The following is a 15,666-nucleotide window of genomic DNA, read 5'->3' as shown; positions in this document are numbered from 1 at the left end:
AATGGCCTTGAGATTAATAGATGTAATGGAGCAGGCTAATGACCTTAATCTGCACCTTGGCTAGCAGGCTAAACAGCGTATTGTCAGGCAGTAATTGCACAGTGGCACGCGCACCTGCTGGCAGATTATTCATCGCATCATCGTCTAACACTAAATGTAGTCTTAAGCGCTGCGCATCGCGCACCCAACGGTCCGACTCCTGCGGCGCCGCTAAGCGGCCATTGGCATCAAACTGCCCCGCACTCACACCGGCATCGACACTGCTCACTTGGGCGCGATATAACCGGCCTGGCTCACCATCGAAGGCGATTAATGCAGGGTAAGATGCGTTAACGCCACGTAAGGTCTTTTCACGAAAGTCGGCAATAATATCTAATTTATCAGAGACTAAGGCGAGTAGCGGCTGGCCTACTGCGGCAAAACTGCCCACTTCGAGTTGCAGGTTGGTCACCACCCCATCTTGGTCGGTACGAATTTGGGTGTAAGACAGGTTCAGCTCAGCTTGCTCTAAGGCATTTTTCGCTTGGCGCACCCTTAGGTTTTCTTCGCCATAGAGGCCACGACTGACTTTGAGTTTATCGAGGCGAGCATTAGCGGCTAACAAATTCGCCTCGGCGGCGTCCGCATCACTATCGGCCTGATCCCGTTGCTGCTGCGACACACCATGGGTGGCATACAGTGCATCTAAACGTTTGGCTTCGCGACGTTTTAGTTGAGCCGTAGTGGTACTGGCATTTACTTCCGCCTTGGCGGCTAACAACGAAGCATCTAACTCGGCATTGTCCTGACGCACTTGCTCTAGGGCCAATTTTGCCTGAGACACGGCTAACTCAAAGGGTGCTGGGTCAACTTGAAACAGTAAATCGCCCTTGGCGACCACTTGGTTATTCTTCACATTAATGGTTTGAATCTTGCCGCTGATCTGCGGGGTCACCTTAGTCACCACACGGGTTGCCATGGCCTGTGGGGTCAAGGGCATCATTGCGTCGGCAAACATAAAATAGCCAAACACAGCCACAAAACCGAGCATGGCGATTTTTACGAGGCGGGCAAATTGTTGATCCGGTGTCATCTTATTTCTCACTCAAGAATTTCTGTGCTCTTAGCCAACTTGGCTAAGGCGTTATCACTGATTAGGCTAATGATGCGTTCAAACTCACCAAGCTCGCTGGCGCTGATCCCAGCCAACAATTCTGCGCGCACTTGAATAATCCGCGCTTCGACTTGCTTTAATACATCCTTTCCCGCGGGCGTTAGCGATACGATTCGGGCGCGCTTATCTTTAGTGCAACAGTGACGCTCGACTAAACCTTGCTCCTCAAGCTGCCCTAACGTGCGCATCAAAGAAGCTAATTCAATTTCCAGCGCATCCGCCAACACCTTCTGGCTCACGTTGTCGCCCAGACGCAATAACTTCCACAATGCCGTCCAACGAGGATGAGTCAACCCGAGTGGCGCTAATTCCACATCCGCCACTGTGCGCCATAGTCGGTGCAAGCGGCCTAAATGTTCCGCTAGGGATAACTCCTTTAATCGCTCTAATTCTTTCTGCATCATGCTTACTCATTTACTTAGCCTGCTAAGCATTATACTTAGTTAGCAGGCTAAGTAAATATTCGCCACGAAAAAAAGATCTGTGCACGCTGCCACGAAATCCGCAAAACGGTATGAAACGGCGGTAGTAATATCACTTTGTGTGGGGGAAATAGACGCAGAAGATAGTGGCATTAATCTCATTAACCTATGAGATTAAAAACAATTTTTCCGAATGTAACTTCACTGCAAACCGCGCGGACGGGTGATGAACTCGCGCAGCTTTCCATGCGCTTAACGACTCTGCTCTCCCAATTTAAGATTTAGGAATTAGTCACTAGCCAAAAACAAAACGCCGCTAAATAGCGGCGTTTTTTATGGATGTTTACTGCGTTATACCGCCTTTGGGCGAACCCCTAAGGTATGGCAAATCGCATAGGTCAGCTCTGCGCGGTTAAGGGTGTAGAAGTGGAAATCTTTAACACCTTCACGGGATAATACTTTGACCATATCGATCGCTACGTTAGCCCCCACCAGCTGACGCGTGCCCGCATCATTCTCTAGGCCATCGAACTGCTTATGCAACCAGCTCGGTAGACTCACATTGGTCATGCCCGCGAAGCGTTTTAACTGGGTAAAGTTAGTCACGGGTAAAATGCCGGGCACGATTTCGACATCAATTCCCGCCGCAACGCAGCGGTCGCGAAAACGCAGGTAAGATTCCACATCGAAGAAAAACTGGGTAATAGCACGGCTCGCACCGGCATCGATTTTACGCTTGAGGTTAATCAAATCGGCCTGAGCATTAGCCGCATCTGGATGCACTTCTGGGTATGCGGCAACCGAAATATCAAAGTCGGCCACAGAGCGCAGTAAGCGCACTAAATCCGCCGCAAAGCGAGTCGGTTTCGGGCTACCTGCTGGTAAATCGCCACGCAGTGCCACTATGTCGCGGATCCCCGATTTCCAGTAATGCTTCGCCAGATCTAACAATTCTTCGTCGCTGGCATCCACTAAGGTTAAATGCGGCGCAGCAACCAGATTGGTTTCTTTTTGAATACGTTCAATCACACCATGGGTGCGGTCACGCACGCCCGAGTTGGCACCATAGGTCACTGAAACAAACTTAGGATTCAGCGGCTCTAAACGACGGATAGAGTTCCACAGGATCTGTTCCATTTCGGGGGTTGATGGCGGGAAAAACTCAAAAGAAACATTAATATCGCCATTAAGTTCAGACAAACTTTGGTTTAGCGAATGTGAATGTTGTGCGTGATGAAAAGCCATGTGTATTTCCTCAACCGCCCGAGTGCGACGCTCCATCGCGCTGGTACGACTTATAAATGCAGTAATTTAATCCATATGGACGTTTGGACGTCTATATGTCCATATACTAGAGAAACTGGCCGTTAAGTCAAGCCAAAAAATCCCCCTTTTTGGCATTTTCTTATCCCTTGTTGACCACCTTGATTTTAGTTCTGATCCTCGCCAGTAAAGAATCCACCTTCTGAAGAAGGTGGCTTTGTTTTAACCCCCTAAAAGGGGGCCTTTATTCAAGAGCAAGTTGACCCTGCTCTTGCCGCTCTACTTTCTCTTGATGCCTAACGTATCTACGGATTATTTCCTCGTTAATTCCAATCGAATCGACGAAGTATCCTCTCTGCCAAAAATGATTTCCCCAAAGTTTATTCTTACGTAGGTAAGGAAATTTACTGAATATTTTCAACGCTATCTTACCTTTTAACGCCCCCATTAAATTCGATATAGATATCTTCGGAGGTACCTTCACCACTAAATGGACATGGTCAACTTGAACATTTAGCTCCATGACTATGCATCCCATTTGATGGCAATAAACCTGAATGCATCGATAAACCTCTTTTCCGACATTACCTTTCAATATCCGAAAGCGGTACTTTGGTGTCCAGACTATATGATATTGACATCGCCAGAACACATGCGATGCTTGCTCGTATCTACTCATGTTATTTGCCTCTTTTGACTTCGCTAAAAATCAAAGATGCATTTAACATGGGTAGGTATACAGGCAAAGCCTCAAATGATGATAACCACCTACTGAAGTAGGTGGTTTTAGGCTAAAAATAAAAAAAGGACTCGAATGAGTCCTTTACGTCTATGAATATTGCCCGAATCAGCTTGAAGATACGGGGTTAAGTTCTTCAAGTGTCGGGGTTTATGACTACTCTTGCAGCAGATCGCGGCAGATCTGCGTCAGATCCGATTGCACCGCCGCGGCCGTCACCTCACGGCCCGCACCCGGTCCACGGATAATCAGCGGATTACCTTGGTAGAAAGCTGAGCGGATCACAAACACATTGTCACCGGGCGTGAGGTTGGCGTAGGGGTGGCTCGCATCAATCCACTGTAATCCCACCTCGGCTTTAAGGACTGCGCCGCTATTATCCAAGGAGGCGACATATCTCAGCACTTTGTTTTGTTCCGCTGCTGCGCCATATTGCTGCAATAATTCATCATCTAGCTCACCGATACGGGCAAGGAATTGCTCCAACGGAATATCCGCTAAATGGGCAGGCACTAGGGAGCGCAGCTCAATATCTTCAAGCTCGATTTCCAGACCGATTTCACGGGCTAAAATCAGCAACTTGCGCTGCATATCGCGCCCAGAAAGATCGTCGCGGGGATCGGGTTCAGTAATGCCGAGGCCACGCGCTTCAACCACTAATTCCGAGAAGGGTTTGCTGGTATCGTATTTCTCGAATAACCAACACAGGGTACCAGAGAAAATCCCGCCGACGGCCTCAACAGTATCGCCGCTGTTACGCAAATCGTTTAAGGCGTGCTGGATAGGTAAACCCGCGCCGCAGCTGGCGTTATAGCGCCAGAATAGACGGCGATAACCGAGTTGCTCCTTCAGCTCGCGGTAGAACGGCAGCGGGCCAGAACCCGCCAGTTTGTTTGCGCTGACCATATGGATGCCGCGCTCGAAAAACTCTGGGTATTGTAGGGTTAAACTGGCGCTAGCACTGATATCTAATGCAATCAGTTCGTCGCAGTTAAGTTGTTCTAATTGTTCGAATAAGTGCTCATATTGCCAAGGTGTTGCCTGGGCATCAAATTCCTGCTGCCAGTTTTCCAAATCCACAGCCGTAGACTTGATCAGGGCTTTGCTGGAACTCACCAAGCCGACAAGCTCGACACGCGCTTCAAGCTCTTGATTCAGCGAGGGAGAAACTGACTTAAACAGCTTCACCCACGCCTCGCCAATATTGCCAACACCCAGCAGCAATACGCCAATGCGTTTACGTGGACCGGCGCAGCGGCGATGCACTTTTTGCGTCAGCAGATTAACCTGCGACTGTGGCACTAAGGTCACCAGACTTAAATCACCACTGAACAAGGGCTTAGCGTCACGGCTCAGTAAACGGGCAAAGCTGCGGCGATAATGCTCGGCATCGGCACTCACAAGCGCTACTAAACCGAGTTCGGTATTAATTTGCAGATCTTTAATGCCGAGGGCTTCGGCCTGCGCATCCAATAACTTTTGTACTTGTTTTTGGTTTTCAGCGGTATAAGCAAGCTCGAGTCGTTGATGCGCCGATACCCAATGGGCCAGTGGCGTTAACCCTGCTTCGACTAATTGCTCGAGCAGACAGGCTACATCGCCCGCGATCTTAAAGCCAAATAACACCACGGCATTCAGGTTAGTCACCACAGGCGCACTCGCCGAGGAGCTGTGGGGAGCAATCAGGGTAAAATCGGTATGGGAGGCGTAGCTTGAACGTACGGCTAGGCTCACCTCAGTGTTAAACAGCGGCTGCAAAGTGCGCGAATGCAAAACAGGCGAGCCTAAACGCGCCAAGCGGTCTGCTTCGGCGAGGGACATGCTCTTGAGTAATTTCGCATCGTTGATCTTATTCGGATCGGCGTTAAATACCCCTTCAACGTCAGTCCAAATGGTCACGCGCTCAATGTCGGCAAGGCTGGCAATTAAGCTGGCGCTAAAGTCAGAGCCATTGCGACCCAATAGCAAGGTATCACCACGCTCGTTGGCACAGATAAAACCTGTGATCACTAAACGCTCGTTAGGATGCGCGGCCAGTAAGGCTTGCACTTTGGCGCGGGATTCTTGCACACGGATTTGCGGTACGGCGGCCTCGTCGGCCACAAGAATCGAACAGGCATCCACGTGGCTTGCGGCCACACCCGATTCACGCAGCAGCGCCGCCATCAGGCGCGCCGACCAACGCTCACCAAAGCTCACCACATGGCTAATTTGGTAGTCGTTACGGGAATCTAAAGATAATAGACTGATTAACTGGGCTTTATCCGTGGTTAAACGCTCACGCAGATCCCGCGCTTGCTCATTGGATAACAGCTGCTCAATCAAGCCTTGCTGATAGCTGATAAGGACTTGTAACTCTTCTTGCCATAATTGATTACTATCGCGCAGGGACAATAATTTATATAAAAAGTTTGTGGTTTTACCCGCAGCAGACACCACCACCAGATCATCACTATGACCATGGGTTAACAGAATATGGGCGACTCGGCGATAACAATCGGCATCGGCTAAGCTGGAACCACCAAATTTATGTAAGTGACAACGTGCCATCTCGAATTCCTCTACTGACAAGCCGCTACGGCGGCCAATCCTGCTTGAATATCTGCAACTAAGTCGTCGGCATCTTCAATACCAACCGACAAACGTAATAGGGTGTCTTTAATACCAGCTTCAAAACGTGCCTGCGGCTCCATCGCTCTGTGGGTCATGGTCGCGGGCACGGCTACGAGACTCTCGACGCCGCCTAAACTTTCCGCCACGCTGAATAAACTTAACGCATCTAAAAAGGCGACCACTTCGGCCTCGCCGCCCTTAAGCTCAAAACTCAGCATAGCGCCAAAACCTTTTTGTTGCTTGGCGGCAATGGCATGGCCTGGATGATCAGCAAGACCTGGGTAATACACTTTACTCACGACTGGGCTGTTACTCAGTAACTCCACAATACGCTCGGCATTGCGTTGGTGCTCACGAATGCGCACAGCTAAAGTACGCAGGCCGCGCAGGGTTTGATAACTGTCAAAGGCAGAACCGGTTAAGCCTAAGGTGTTCGACCACCAATGTAAGGTCTCACCGAGTTGAAGGTCTTTGGCGATCACCGCGCCGCCCACCACATCGCTATGGCCATTAATGTACTTAGTGGTGGAGTGGATAACGATATCGGCGCCGAGCAATAGCGGTTGCTGCAAAATCGGCGACAGGAAAGTATTGTCCACTATCACTAACGCGCCCACACCATGACTTGCCTTGGCAATAGCTTCGATATCAACCACCCGCAGTAATGGGTTGGATGGGGTTTCAATCCACACTATCTTAGGTTGCCGGGCAATCGCTTGCTCAAGTGCTTGGCTGTCGGTTTGATCGACCACCAGCAGTTTAAATTGGCCTTTTTTCGCGAGGTTGGTGAATAAACGGTAAGAGCCACCGTAACAATCGTGGGGCACCACCAGTAAATCATCTGGTCCCAGTAAAGTGGTCACTAAGGTAATGGCTGCCATGCCAGTACAAGTCACTACACCGGTTGCGCCCTTTTCCAGCTTAGCTAAGGCATCGCCTAAGATGCTGCGAGTAGGATTGCCGGAACGGCTGTAGTCAAATTCGCGAGGATTTTTATGACCATCGAAGGCGTAATTCGTCGACAGGTAAATTGGCGGCACCACGGCGCCATATTGAGTATCGCTTTCGATACCCTGACGCACTGCCAATGTGGCTAATTGACGCTCGGTCACTAATTTGCCTGCGGTCATCGGGAACTCCTAAGTTCGCAAAGAGATGTCTGGACGTCTAAATGTACCTAAGCCCAGTGGTATCGTCAATAGGCGTTAAGACGTTTAGACGTCTAAACATAAAGAAATCTGTTTGCAATCGCTAAGAAATAGTAGCAATAATTTGACTGTAATCTGTAAGGGTTTAAAATCTGCCCCGAATTTAGCGTTATAACAGGTGAGTCAATGACTGAATGGAATGGGGAATACATCAGCCCCTATGCTGAACATGGCAAGAAGAATGAACAAGTAAAGAAAATTACTGTGTCTATTCCGCTCAAAGTGCTAAAAGTCCTCACGGATGAACGTACGCGTCGTCAGGTCAACAACCTGCGCCACGCAACGAATAGCGAACTGTTGTGCGAAGCATTTTTGCATGCCTACACCGGCCAGCCTCTGCCTGATGATGCCGATCTGTCGAAAGAGTGCCCAGACAGCATCCCCGCTGAAGCGAAGCGGTTGATGGACGAAATGGGGATCGAGTGGGAAGACATGGAATAACGCTTAAGCGTCCATAATCCTGCCGTAACTAATTATTAGGGATCGTTAATACTCATCCGGCGTGGTGGGTTAAAGTAACGATCCCTATTTTGTTTTGATGGAATCCTATGTTCTCCTTGATCGATCCACAAACGCTTGCTATTGCGTCTGTGATTGTGTTTTTAGGTGCCCTCACCCAGAGTCTGATTGGGTTTGGCTTAGCCGTGGTCGCCAGTCCGTTGCTGTATATCGTCGATCCCCAATTAGTGCCCGCCCCCGTGATTGTGATGGGATTTTCCATCGCGCTACTCACCCTATTGCGTGAACGCGGCCATTTAGAATTCAATGGCTTGCAATACGCGCTCATCGGTCGGGTGCCCGGTGGCTTTATCGGTGCCAGCCTATTACTGTTTGCGCCGCAGCCGATTCTTGGTTTAGCAATTGCCGCGATTGTGACGGTTGCCGTGGTGCTCAGTTTGTATAAATTCAGCCTGCCGGTGAACAAAGCGACTCTGTTTGGCGCGGGAGTCGTCTCGGGGATCTTTGGCAATATCGCCGCCATTGGTGGTCCGCCGATGGCGATTTTATTGGCGGGTAAGGATGCTTCGCAGTTTCGCGCGGCGTTATCGGCCTTCTTTATCTTTAGTTCGACCATTGCCTTGGCGATTCTTGGTGTGACGGGCCTACTCGAAATCAAGCACTTTTGGCTGTCGCTAATGCTATTGCCCTCGGTCTTTTTAGGCTATCTCGTGGCGGGCAAACTGGTGGGAAATGTGGATAAACATAAGACCAAGATGGCGACCTTAGCGCTCTGTGCTATCAGCGCCTTAGTGCTCACGGTCAAATCAGTGATTGAGTTATTACCGCAATAACCTCATGCCAATTGCAGCCAATCGCAGCCATAAAAAAAGCACCGTTTAACGGTGCTTTTTGTTGCTGTGGATACGAGCTGTCATCCATTCGAGCATCACTTAATCGCATTTAAGTGATACTTATTGCGCTAGCATCAATACGTTAGCTTAAGTAACTTTGGCCTGCATACACAATAAAGTGTCTCAGGGCGAGCACGCCGGTTAAGCTGGCACAGGCCACCATAATCATTGCGCCCTTAGTGTGGCGAGTCGCTGCGGGAAGCAGCATAAATAGCAATGGCACACCAAAGCCAATCCCCACGACACCAATCCAGAATACGCTTGCCCACACGCCAGAGGTGAGTGATGCCAGCGCCGCAGCCGCCGCTCCGCCCTTAAAGTACAAGGCGCAGAACAACATAAACAGGAACATGATTTCGATTGCCATCACAGGCAATTCTAAGCCATGCATTTTAGCTAAGGTCTTGTCGTGGCTATCGGTTTTGAACATCACCAGCGCCAGCACCGCATTGGCCGCCGCACCCGCTGATAAACCAGATACCAAGAACAGTGCAGGCAATACAGCAGTGTTTAGCATCGGATAGGCATTCATCGCCGAGATTAAGAAGCCTGTGTAAGCGCCCACACCAATGGCGAGGACAAACAATAGCACTTCAATCAGCTTTCTAAAGGGCATCAGCAGCTTAGCGATAGGCGCGAGGAAACCTAAGCCCCACTTTGGCAAATCGTCACGCAGTACTAAAATCGCGTAGGCAAATGCCAAGGGTGAGTAAGCCAGCAGCGCTAATACCCCAATCGCCATAACGGACTGGAAGTTGTAGTTAATTAAGATCAACCAGAAGTGGAAAGGCTTAGTTAAATCAAACACTAAACAAGCCAAGCCTAAGCTGATTGCCACAGGGCCAATAATCGCCGCGGCCTTGAGGATATTGCTCTCAACTTGCATTTTTTCTTGATTAAACCAACGCAAACCGATACCAATCAGCAAACTTCCGGCGGATAAACCCGCCATAAACAGATACACGGCGATGACCCAGTGCCAAGTGACGGGATCATATTGCGCCATATCGCCCCAAGTATTGTTCATAATCAAATCCCCCCTCTTTTGGTAGGAACGCGATATACCCTAGGTTTAGTGCCTAAATGGGTCTTATCTTGGTAAGTGATCTTAGTGTTGAGCAATGTGGCCACTTCACTTTGTGGATCGTTAGCATCGCCAAACACCAAGGCATCAGTCGGGCACACCGTCACACAGGCAGGCTCTTCACCCCGGGCCAAACGCGTGTCCTTACAGAAGTTACACTTGTCAGCCACTTTGGTTTCGGGATTCATAAAACGCACTTTGTAGGGACACGCCGCCACGCAGTACATACAACCCACACACTTGTCGCCGTGGATGGAGACAATGCCATCTTCGCCCACATAGGCCGCGCCCGTTGGACACACCTTCACACAGGGCGCATCTTCACACTGCTGGCAAGACACTCTGTGGTACTTAAAATGCAGATTGGGCATTTCGCCATAGGGCCCTTCGACTCTCACCTGCAAACGGGTCACCCCTTCTGGAACGCCGTTTTCACTGCGGCAAGCCACGTTACAGGCTTGGCAGCCGATGCACTTGTTCTCATCGTGCACCATCACATATCTTTTCGTCATTTGAGCCTCCAATTAGCGTTTTGCCAGCGTGACGCCAGTGGTATGTACCGTCATGCCACACACAGGTGCGGTAACGTGGGGCAGTAAGTTTCCGCAGTGGATACCTTTGCCTGTCGCTCTAACCAACTCTTTGTTTTTAGAGCCAAAGCCCATATAAGCAAACACGGTATCGGGGCGAATGCCCGGGGTGACTAACGCATGGCCTTCTTCTGTACCTACGCTGCTGGTTAAGCGGATAGGGTCACCATTGCTGATGCCTAATTTACTCGCAGTATCTGGATGAACCCATACAGCGTTATCCGACATCAAATTCGCCAGCATGGGCACATTGTGGGTCGCGCCATTGGTATGCACCGCCACCTTACCTTGGATAAAGTAGAGTTCATTTGGCTTTTTAAGCTGCACTTCGCGGAACTTAATGACGCCGCGTCCTGGCGCCATGGCTTCAACCTTGGCGGAGGTCAATTCAATCTTGCCGCTTGGGGTTTTAAAGCTGAGTAAACTGCCGTAGGTGCCGTCTTCATCCGCAGGTTTGGCATTGGCATAGGCCTTGGTAAATTCGGCCACCATTTTAGGTTCACGCAACATAATCGGCTTACCGAAGCTGACAAAACCTTCGTCTTTGATCCGGCGCAGCAGCTCTGTGTCGCGGTTTACCTGCAACAGTTGCAGGGTCTCCATGTTTTCCCATGGATAGAATTCACTTAGCCCCAGTTTGTGGCCAATATCCTTAAATATTTGCCATGACGGACGAGTGTCGCCTAGGGTTTCAACCACCCGTTGGCGCACATAGTAGGCAGGGTTTTTACCGGACTTGTCAGCGATTTCCTCATCACGCTCAAGGTAGGTAGACTCAGGTAAAATCACATCGGCATAGGCCGCGGTTTCACTGATATACACATCGCACACGGCAACAAAGTCGAGCTTTTTCAAGGCTTCGACCACTCGCGCTCTGTCGGTCATGGTTTGCATTGGGTTAGTACGGGACATCACCCAGCCATGTAACTGATAAGGCACCGCGCTTAAGGTCGCATCGAGGACGGTTTGATAAATCCCGCCCGCAGACCACATCATGGCGTACTGTTCTTCCACTTGGTCGATACGTTTTGCCGCAGGCTTTGGCATATCTTTTACGCCGGGCTTACCCAGCACGGGGGCCACATTTTCACCGGCGAGCTTGTTATAATCACTAGGCTTTTGCCCTAGGTAGATCCCGCCTTTACGTTCGATGTTACCAATCAAGATGTTGGCAGCGTAAAGCGCGCGGCGCATTTCAAACTCTTCGGTGGTAAAGGTGGCTCTGTGACCAAAATCCACCACAGCATGGGGCGCTTTAGCCGCATATTCACGGGCAATACGACGAATATCTTTAGCGGGCACATCGGAGATCGTTTCGGCCCACTCAGGAGTATAGGCTTTTACTTCAGCGGCAAAGGTGTCAAAGCCTTCGACATAACGCTCAACAAAGGCTTTGTCGTAAAGGTTTTCTTCAATCAATACATGGCATAAGGCTAAAGCGACGGCCACGTCGGTACCAGGACGAATCGCGTACCATTCATCGGCTTTATCGGCAACTACTGAGAATCTTGGCTCGAACACCACCAGCTTGGCGCCTTTATCCATTTGCGCCGCCATCATGCCACGGGTTTCGGACATGTTGATACCTTCGTACAGGTTATGGCCGAAGTTAATAATGTATTTTGAGTTACTTAAATCGCGTTTCACCTTAGTGCCAAACATGGCCATAGCAGCAATTTCATAACCGCCGGGGCAAGTAGATGCATGGGTAAAGGTATTTGGGCTACCAAACGCCGTGGCGAGGTGGAATAAGTGTTTTTCTTGCGAGCCAGATTTTGAGGAAAACGCTACCGCCTCTGGGCCGTGAGCTTGCTTGATTTTAGTGAGATTATCGGCAATCAGTTGATAGGCTTCATCCCAACTGATTTCAGCCCATTTACCCTCGCCACGCTCGCCAACCCGTTTTAGCGGTTTAACAATCCGCTGTGGATCGTACAGCAAACTATGACCAGCACCACCGCGGGCACAGACTTTACCGCCAAAGGATTTAGCCGCCTTATTACCGCTGATAAAGACGTTTTTACCTTCAATCACCCGCGCTGAAATCGGGCAACGGGTCGAACACATCTCACAGATACTGGCAATGTCTTTGCCCATTCCCTTTAGCTGCTTGCTCTCTAATGCCGCTAAGCTGCCCGGCAACAGGCTAGCCAATGCACATGTTGCACCGCTGGCCCCTGCGCCCTTTAAAAAGGTTCGCCTATTAAGCTCAATCATGGTTACCTCCATCACACTCATCCACCCTAATGCACCACTTGGCACACGCAAACTTAGGCTTTGACTTACCACTGCGGTTAAAGACTAAATTCGCTCACAGGTTTTTAGTTATTAGTGCCAATGCCTTAAGAAACGCTGGCATTTTGCTGTTTCAGGGTGATTGTTATCCCGAAAGGGAGAGGCGGATATTGTGGTAAACCACATGGCCAAGTTGAGTGTGATCTGCGGCAACTAAAAGTTAAAATTGTTCTAAAAAATCGTGAATAAGATCAATAAGCCTGTTTTGCCTAAACCTGTACTAAGCCTGTACTAAGCCTGTACTAAGCCTGCGCACAGGCTCGCGGCTTTGATAAGCTAAAAAGTTCTCAAAAACCCTCAAAAGCCACTCCCATATTTAGAATGGCCGCGTGCGCAGAGAGTTTGAGATAAGTGTTTCGCCCAGTCGTCACAGGGGAAAGGTGGAAAGGGAGTAAGGCATAAGCAAGGCCAATGCCTAAGGGAGTTAGTCAACCAAGGTGATCTCTAAGCCATTTAATAAGCGAATCGCTTCGTCGCGACTAAACTTAGCGCCCTTGATTTTATTGTTAAAAATATCGATATCGTAATCGGTCGCCTCGGAGAAATCCGCCTCCATCAACTCGGTGCGGCCAAATAAGCTGTGGCGAAAATCGCTGTAACTAAAGTTGGCGCGATTAAACTTGCCCTCACGGAAATCCACATCCTGCGCCTTACAACCCTCGAGCACCATTTCATCGAGCTGAAGCCCCATAAAAGAGCAGTCGTTTAGGATGCAGGTGCTAAAGCTAAAAGGCGCCGCAAAGGATAATCTCGGCCAAGCGGCGCGGGTCCAATCTATGCCGACCAACTTACATTCTTCAAAACGCACGCCGTTAAATTGGCTTAAGGGCACCTTGAGCAGGCTCAAATTACAGCCCACAAAACGGCAATCGATAAACTTACAGTTACGGAATGTGCTATCGCTAAACTGGCAATCGTGGAACTCGCACTCTTCAAACTCCAACTCCTGCCACTGGGTTTGGCTTTCTGCCAAGGCGATAAATTGCTGCGAGAAAAAATATCGCCCCTCGGATGCGGCGCGCGCCATCATCGGCGTTTTTACATCTGTCATTGACTACCCCTACTGTGCCCCCCCTGCCTTAGGCTAAGGGCTGATGGGCAAACTGTGTTTTTCAATTCACAAAAAATGGGCGTTAACGCAAAGGCAACGCTGTATATCGTGCTTAGCCACGACCTTTATTCAGACCGCCTATGCTAACCCGATTTACAGAGCTAACTGCATGCCTATATTGGGATTAATACCATTCTAAGGCTTAGCGAGTCACACTATAAACTCAAGCTTCGCGATTCCTCTACTCGGGTTTCATGGAAAGTATTTTCAGCCGCCGCATTGCTCCCCTCCCCAATTTCCCCCGACACGCCGCACAGATGTGCATAAATAGCCGTGGAAAATTTTGCGAATAAAGGTAAAATGGCGCCACTTTTCGCGGCTGTCTAACAAGGTTCTCTCGGATTAATGGTTAGCCTTTTCGAGCAAAATGGCACGGGGTTTCCCCGCTTGAACAGACCAGATTCTCTCTGGCGCCAACCTTGCTCTGCGTGCTATTTTTACCCCTTATCCCGACCTTCTCTCTCCTGCCTATCGCCCGAAAATATCCTATTCGCTTTACGTTTTAACCTCACCAATCTCTTGTGCGCACTTAGCGATAAGCTGTTGGTCAATAATAAAAAGGTGGCAAAGCATTTACAGCTTAAGCACACCGCAACGAATAAAAAACTCGTCCCTACACTCTCTATCCAAAGGAATACTCGTCATGAGTCTTGCTGATTCCGTATTAGCCGTAAACAACGATTTACCCATCCGCACCGACAGCCCAGTCCATAGCGGCAAGGTACGTAGCGTTTACTGGCTAACCGACGCCGACAGCCGCCGTTTAATTCAAACCAAGGGCTACAATGTGCCCGAAGATACGCCACTTGCCATTATGGTGATTAGCGACCGTATCTCAGCCTTCGACTGCATCTTCCACGGTGAAGGCGGATTAAAAGGCATTCCTGGTAAAGGCGCGGCATTAAATGCCATTTCTAATCATTGGTTTAAGTTATTTGCCGAAAACGGTTTAGCCGACAGCCACATTTTAGATATTCCGCATCCCTTCGTTTGGATAGTCCAAAAAGCCCGTCCGATTAAAGTCGAGGCCATTTGCCGCCAATACATTACTGGCTCAATGTGGCGCGCCTACTCTAAGGGCGAGCGCGTATTCTGCGGTATCACACTGCCAGAAGGCTTAGAGAAAGATCAAAAGCTGCCAGATTTGCTGATCACTCCTTCGACCAAAGGCATCTTAACCGGTATTCCCGGTGTGCCCGCGCAGGACGATGTGAACATCAGTCGCAGCGATATCGAAGCCAACTATCAAGCCTTTGGTTTTGAAAAGGTAGAAGATATCGACCTGTACGAGAAGCTGTTAAAAGATGGCTTTAAGGTGATCGCTAAAGCGCTGGCCGACCTTGACCAAGTGTTTGTGGATACCAAGTTCGAGTTTGGTTATGTGACTGATAAAAACGGCAACTCAAAACTGATCTATATGGATGAAGTAGGCACCCCAGATTCATCCCGCATTTGGGACGGCGCCGCCTACCGCGATGGTAAAATCCTTGAAAACTCTAAGGAAGGCTTCCGTCAGTTCCTGCTGAACCACTTCCCCGATCCGGATATTCTGCTCAACAAAGACAGAATGCCAGAGCGCGAAGCCCTCGCCCGTGATAATGCCCTGCCATTAGAGGCCATGATGGATGTGTCACGCACTTACACCGGCATCGCCGAGAAGGTAACTGGCGCGGCAATTCCGCTGCCAGCCAATCCAAAGGCAGATATTATTAAGATCCTACGTGAAGAGTATGATCTGATTGTTTAATCAGATTTCGATGAGGTAGGGAGTTTTTCCTTAACCCCAGAATGTAGAAAAGGCGCTTAGGCGCCTTTTTTGTTTTCATCAAACTTCGT

Annotated in this window: 13 protein-coding genes; 3 read left to right on the top strand and 10 right to left on the bottom strand. The window is 49.5% G+C overall.

The window, feature by feature from the left end; genetic code table 11:
* Nucleotides 1-13: 13 nt before the first annotated feature.
* The 6 genes from ACUZ8J_RS02960 to metB all read right to left on the bottom strand — a co-directional run bounded on the left by ACUZ8J_RS02960 (nucleotide 14) and on the right by metB (nucleotide 7,302).
* Nucleotides 14-1,072: an HlyD family secretion protein gene (locus ACUZ8J_RS02960; RefSeq protein ID WP_446693014.1), complete on the bottom strand. Its 1,059-nt coding sequence runs from the start codon at nucleotides 1,070-1,072 to the stop codon at nucleotides 14-16.
* Nucleotides 1,073-1,080: 8 nt separating this feature from the next.
* Nucleotides 1,081-1,554 (bottom strand): transcriptional regulator SlyA, encoded by a 474-nt coding sequence (gene slyA / locus ACUZ8J_RS02955; protein ID WP_086902296.1) that lies wholly within the window; start codon nucleotides 1,552-1,554, stop codon nucleotides 1,081-1,083.
* A gap of 372 nt (nucleotides 1,555-1,926) precedes the next feature.
* Nucleotides 1,927-2,820, bottom strand: a complete 894-nt coding sequence (metF, locus tag ACUZ8J_RS02950; RefSeq protein ID WP_011624168.1) for a methylenetetrahydrofolate reductase — start codon at nucleotides 2,818-2,820, stop codon at nucleotides 1,927-1,929.
* Nucleotides 2,821-3,082: 262 nt separating this feature from the next.
* A complete protein-coding gene (gene tnpA, locus ACUZ8J_RS02945; protein WP_039978090.1) occupies nucleotides 3,083-3,517 on the bottom strand; it encodes an IS200/IS605-like element ISShes8 family transposase in 435 nt (144 codons plus the stop codon).
* A 216-nt stretch (nucleotides 3,518-3,733) separates the two neighbouring features.
* Complete coding sequence (locus ACUZ8J_RS02940) at nucleotides 3,734-6,127, bottom strand: bifunctional aspartate kinase/homoserine dehydrogenase II (protein ID WP_446693013.1); 2,394 nt, start codon at nucleotides 6,125-6,127, stop codon at nucleotides 3,734-3,736.
* A gap of 11 nt (nucleotides 6,128-6,138) precedes the next feature.
* Nucleotides 6,139-7,302: a cystathionine gamma-synthase gene (metB, locus tag ACUZ8J_RS02935; RefSeq protein ID WP_446694896.1), complete on the bottom strand. Its 1,164-nt coding sequence runs from the start codon at nucleotides 7,300-7,302 to the stop codon at nucleotides 6,139-6,141.
* Between the two features lie 222 nt (nucleotides 7,303-7,524).
* Here metB and metJ point away from each other — a divergent pair, with 222 nt between their 5' ends.
* Nucleotides 7,525-7,839: a met regulon transcriptional regulator MetJ gene (gene metJ, locus ACUZ8J_RS02930; RefSeq protein ID WP_011073770.1), complete on the top strand. Its 315-nt coding sequence runs from the start codon at nucleotides 7,525-7,527 to the stop codon at nucleotides 7,837-7,839.
* Nucleotides 7,840-7,946: 107 nt separating this feature from the next.
* Nucleotides 7,947-8,690, top strand: coding sequence for a sulfite exporter TauE/SafE family protein (locus ACUZ8J_RS02925; protein ID WP_047536325.1), 744 nt, complete (start codon nucleotides 7,947-7,949; stop codon nucleotides 8,688-8,690).
* A gap of 142 nt (nucleotides 8,691-8,832) precedes the next feature.
* Here the strand turns inward: ACUZ8J_RS02925 and nrfD are convergent, their stop codons facing one another.
* The 4 genes from nrfD to ACUZ8J_RS02905 form a co-directional block, all read right to left on the bottom strand.
* Entirely contained in the window at nucleotides 8,833-9,777 is a 945-nt protein-coding gene (gene nrfD, locus ACUZ8J_RS02920) for an NrfD/PsrC family molybdoenzyme membrane anchor subunit (RefSeq protein ID WP_446693012.1), read from the bottom strand.
* 2 nt (nucleotides 9,778-9,779) lie between these two features.
* Nucleotides 9,780-10,346 (bottom strand): 4Fe-4S dicluster domain-containing protein, encoded by a 567-nt coding sequence (locus ACUZ8J_RS02915; protein ID WP_011073773.1) that lies wholly within the window; start codon nucleotides 10,344-10,346, stop codon nucleotides 9,780-9,782.
* A gap of 12 nt (nucleotides 10,347-10,358) precedes the next feature.
* Nucleotides 10,359-12,641 (bottom strand): thiosulfate reductase PhsA, encoded by a 2,283-nt coding sequence (gene phsA / locus ACUZ8J_RS02910; protein ID WP_224021578.1) that lies wholly within the window; start codon nucleotides 12,639-12,641, stop codon nucleotides 10,359-10,361.
* 502 nt (nucleotides 12,642-13,143) lie between these two features.
* Nucleotides 13,144-13,770, bottom strand: a complete 627-nt coding sequence (locus tag ACUZ8J_RS02905; RefSeq protein WP_446693011.1) for a pentapeptide repeat-containing protein — start codon at nucleotides 13,768-13,770, stop codon at nucleotides 13,144-13,146.
* 703 nt (nucleotides 13,771-14,473) lie between these two features.
* Between ACUZ8J_RS02905 and ACUZ8J_RS02900 the strand changes: the two genes are divergently transcribed.
* Nucleotides 14,474-15,577 carry a phosphoribosylaminoimidazolesuccinocarboxamide synthase gene (locus tag ACUZ8J_RS02900; RefSeq protein WP_011625022.1) on the top strand — a complete coding sequence of 368 codons (1,104 nt, stop codon included), beginning with the start codon at nucleotides 14,474-14,476 and terminating at the stop codon, nucleotides 15,575-15,577.
* Nucleotides 15,578-15,666 lie beyond the last annotated feature (89 nt).

Source organism: Shewanella sp. Koi 1, from assembly GCF_052907445.1.
The sequence above is the reverse complement of the archived record's forward strand: the minus strand, read 5'-3'. Positions and strand labels throughout refer to the sequence as shown.

Bases quoted from the DNA above. Each gene is read 5' to 3' on its own strand.
- metF (WP_011624168.1), bottom strand. From the start codon at position 2,820: ATGGCTTTTCATCACGCACAACATTCACATTCGCTAAACCAAAGTTTG.
- nrfD (WP_446693012.1), bottom strand. From the start codon at position 9,777: ATGAACAATACTTGGGGCGATATGGCGCAATATGATCCCGTCACTTGG.
- phsA (WP_224021578.1), bottom strand. From the start codon at position 12,641: ATGATTGAGCTTAATAGGCGAACCTTTTTAAAGGGCGCAGGGGCCAGC.
- ACUZ8J_RS02925 (WP_047536325.1), top strand. From the start codon at position 7,947: ATGTTCTCCTTGATCGATCCACAAACGCTTGCTATTGCGTCTGTGATT.
- ACUZ8J_RS02900 (WP_011625022.1), top strand. From the start codon at position 14,474: ATGAGTCTTGCTGATTCCGTATTAGCCGTAAACAACGATTTACCCATC.
- ACUZ8J_RS02960 (WP_446693014.1), bottom strand. From the start codon at position 1,072: ATGACACCGGATCAACAATTTGCCCGCCTCGTAAAAATCGCCATGCTC.
- ACUZ8J_RS02940 (WP_446693013.1), bottom strand. From the start codon at position 6,127: ATGGCACGTTGTCACTTACATAAATTTGGTGGTTCCAGCTTAGCCGAT.
- tnpA (WP_039978090.1), bottom strand. From the start codon at position 3,517: ATGAGTAGATACGAGCAAGCATCGCATGTGTTCTGGCGATGTCAATAT.
- metJ (WP_011073770.1), top strand. From the start codon at position 7,525: ATGACTGAATGGAATGGGGAATACATCAGCCCCTATGCTGAACATGGC.
- ACUZ8J_RS02915 (WP_011073773.1), bottom strand. From the start codon at position 10,346: ATGACGAAAAGATATGTGATGGTGCACGATGAGAACAAGTGCATCGGC.
- slyA (WP_086902296.1), bottom strand. From the start codon at position 1,554: ATGCAGAAAGAATTAGAGCGATTAAAGGAGTTATCCCTAGCGGAACAT.
- ACUZ8J_RS02905 (WP_446693011.1), bottom strand. From the start codon at position 13,770: ATGACAGATGTAAAAACGCCGATGATGGCGCGCGCCGCATCCGAGGGG.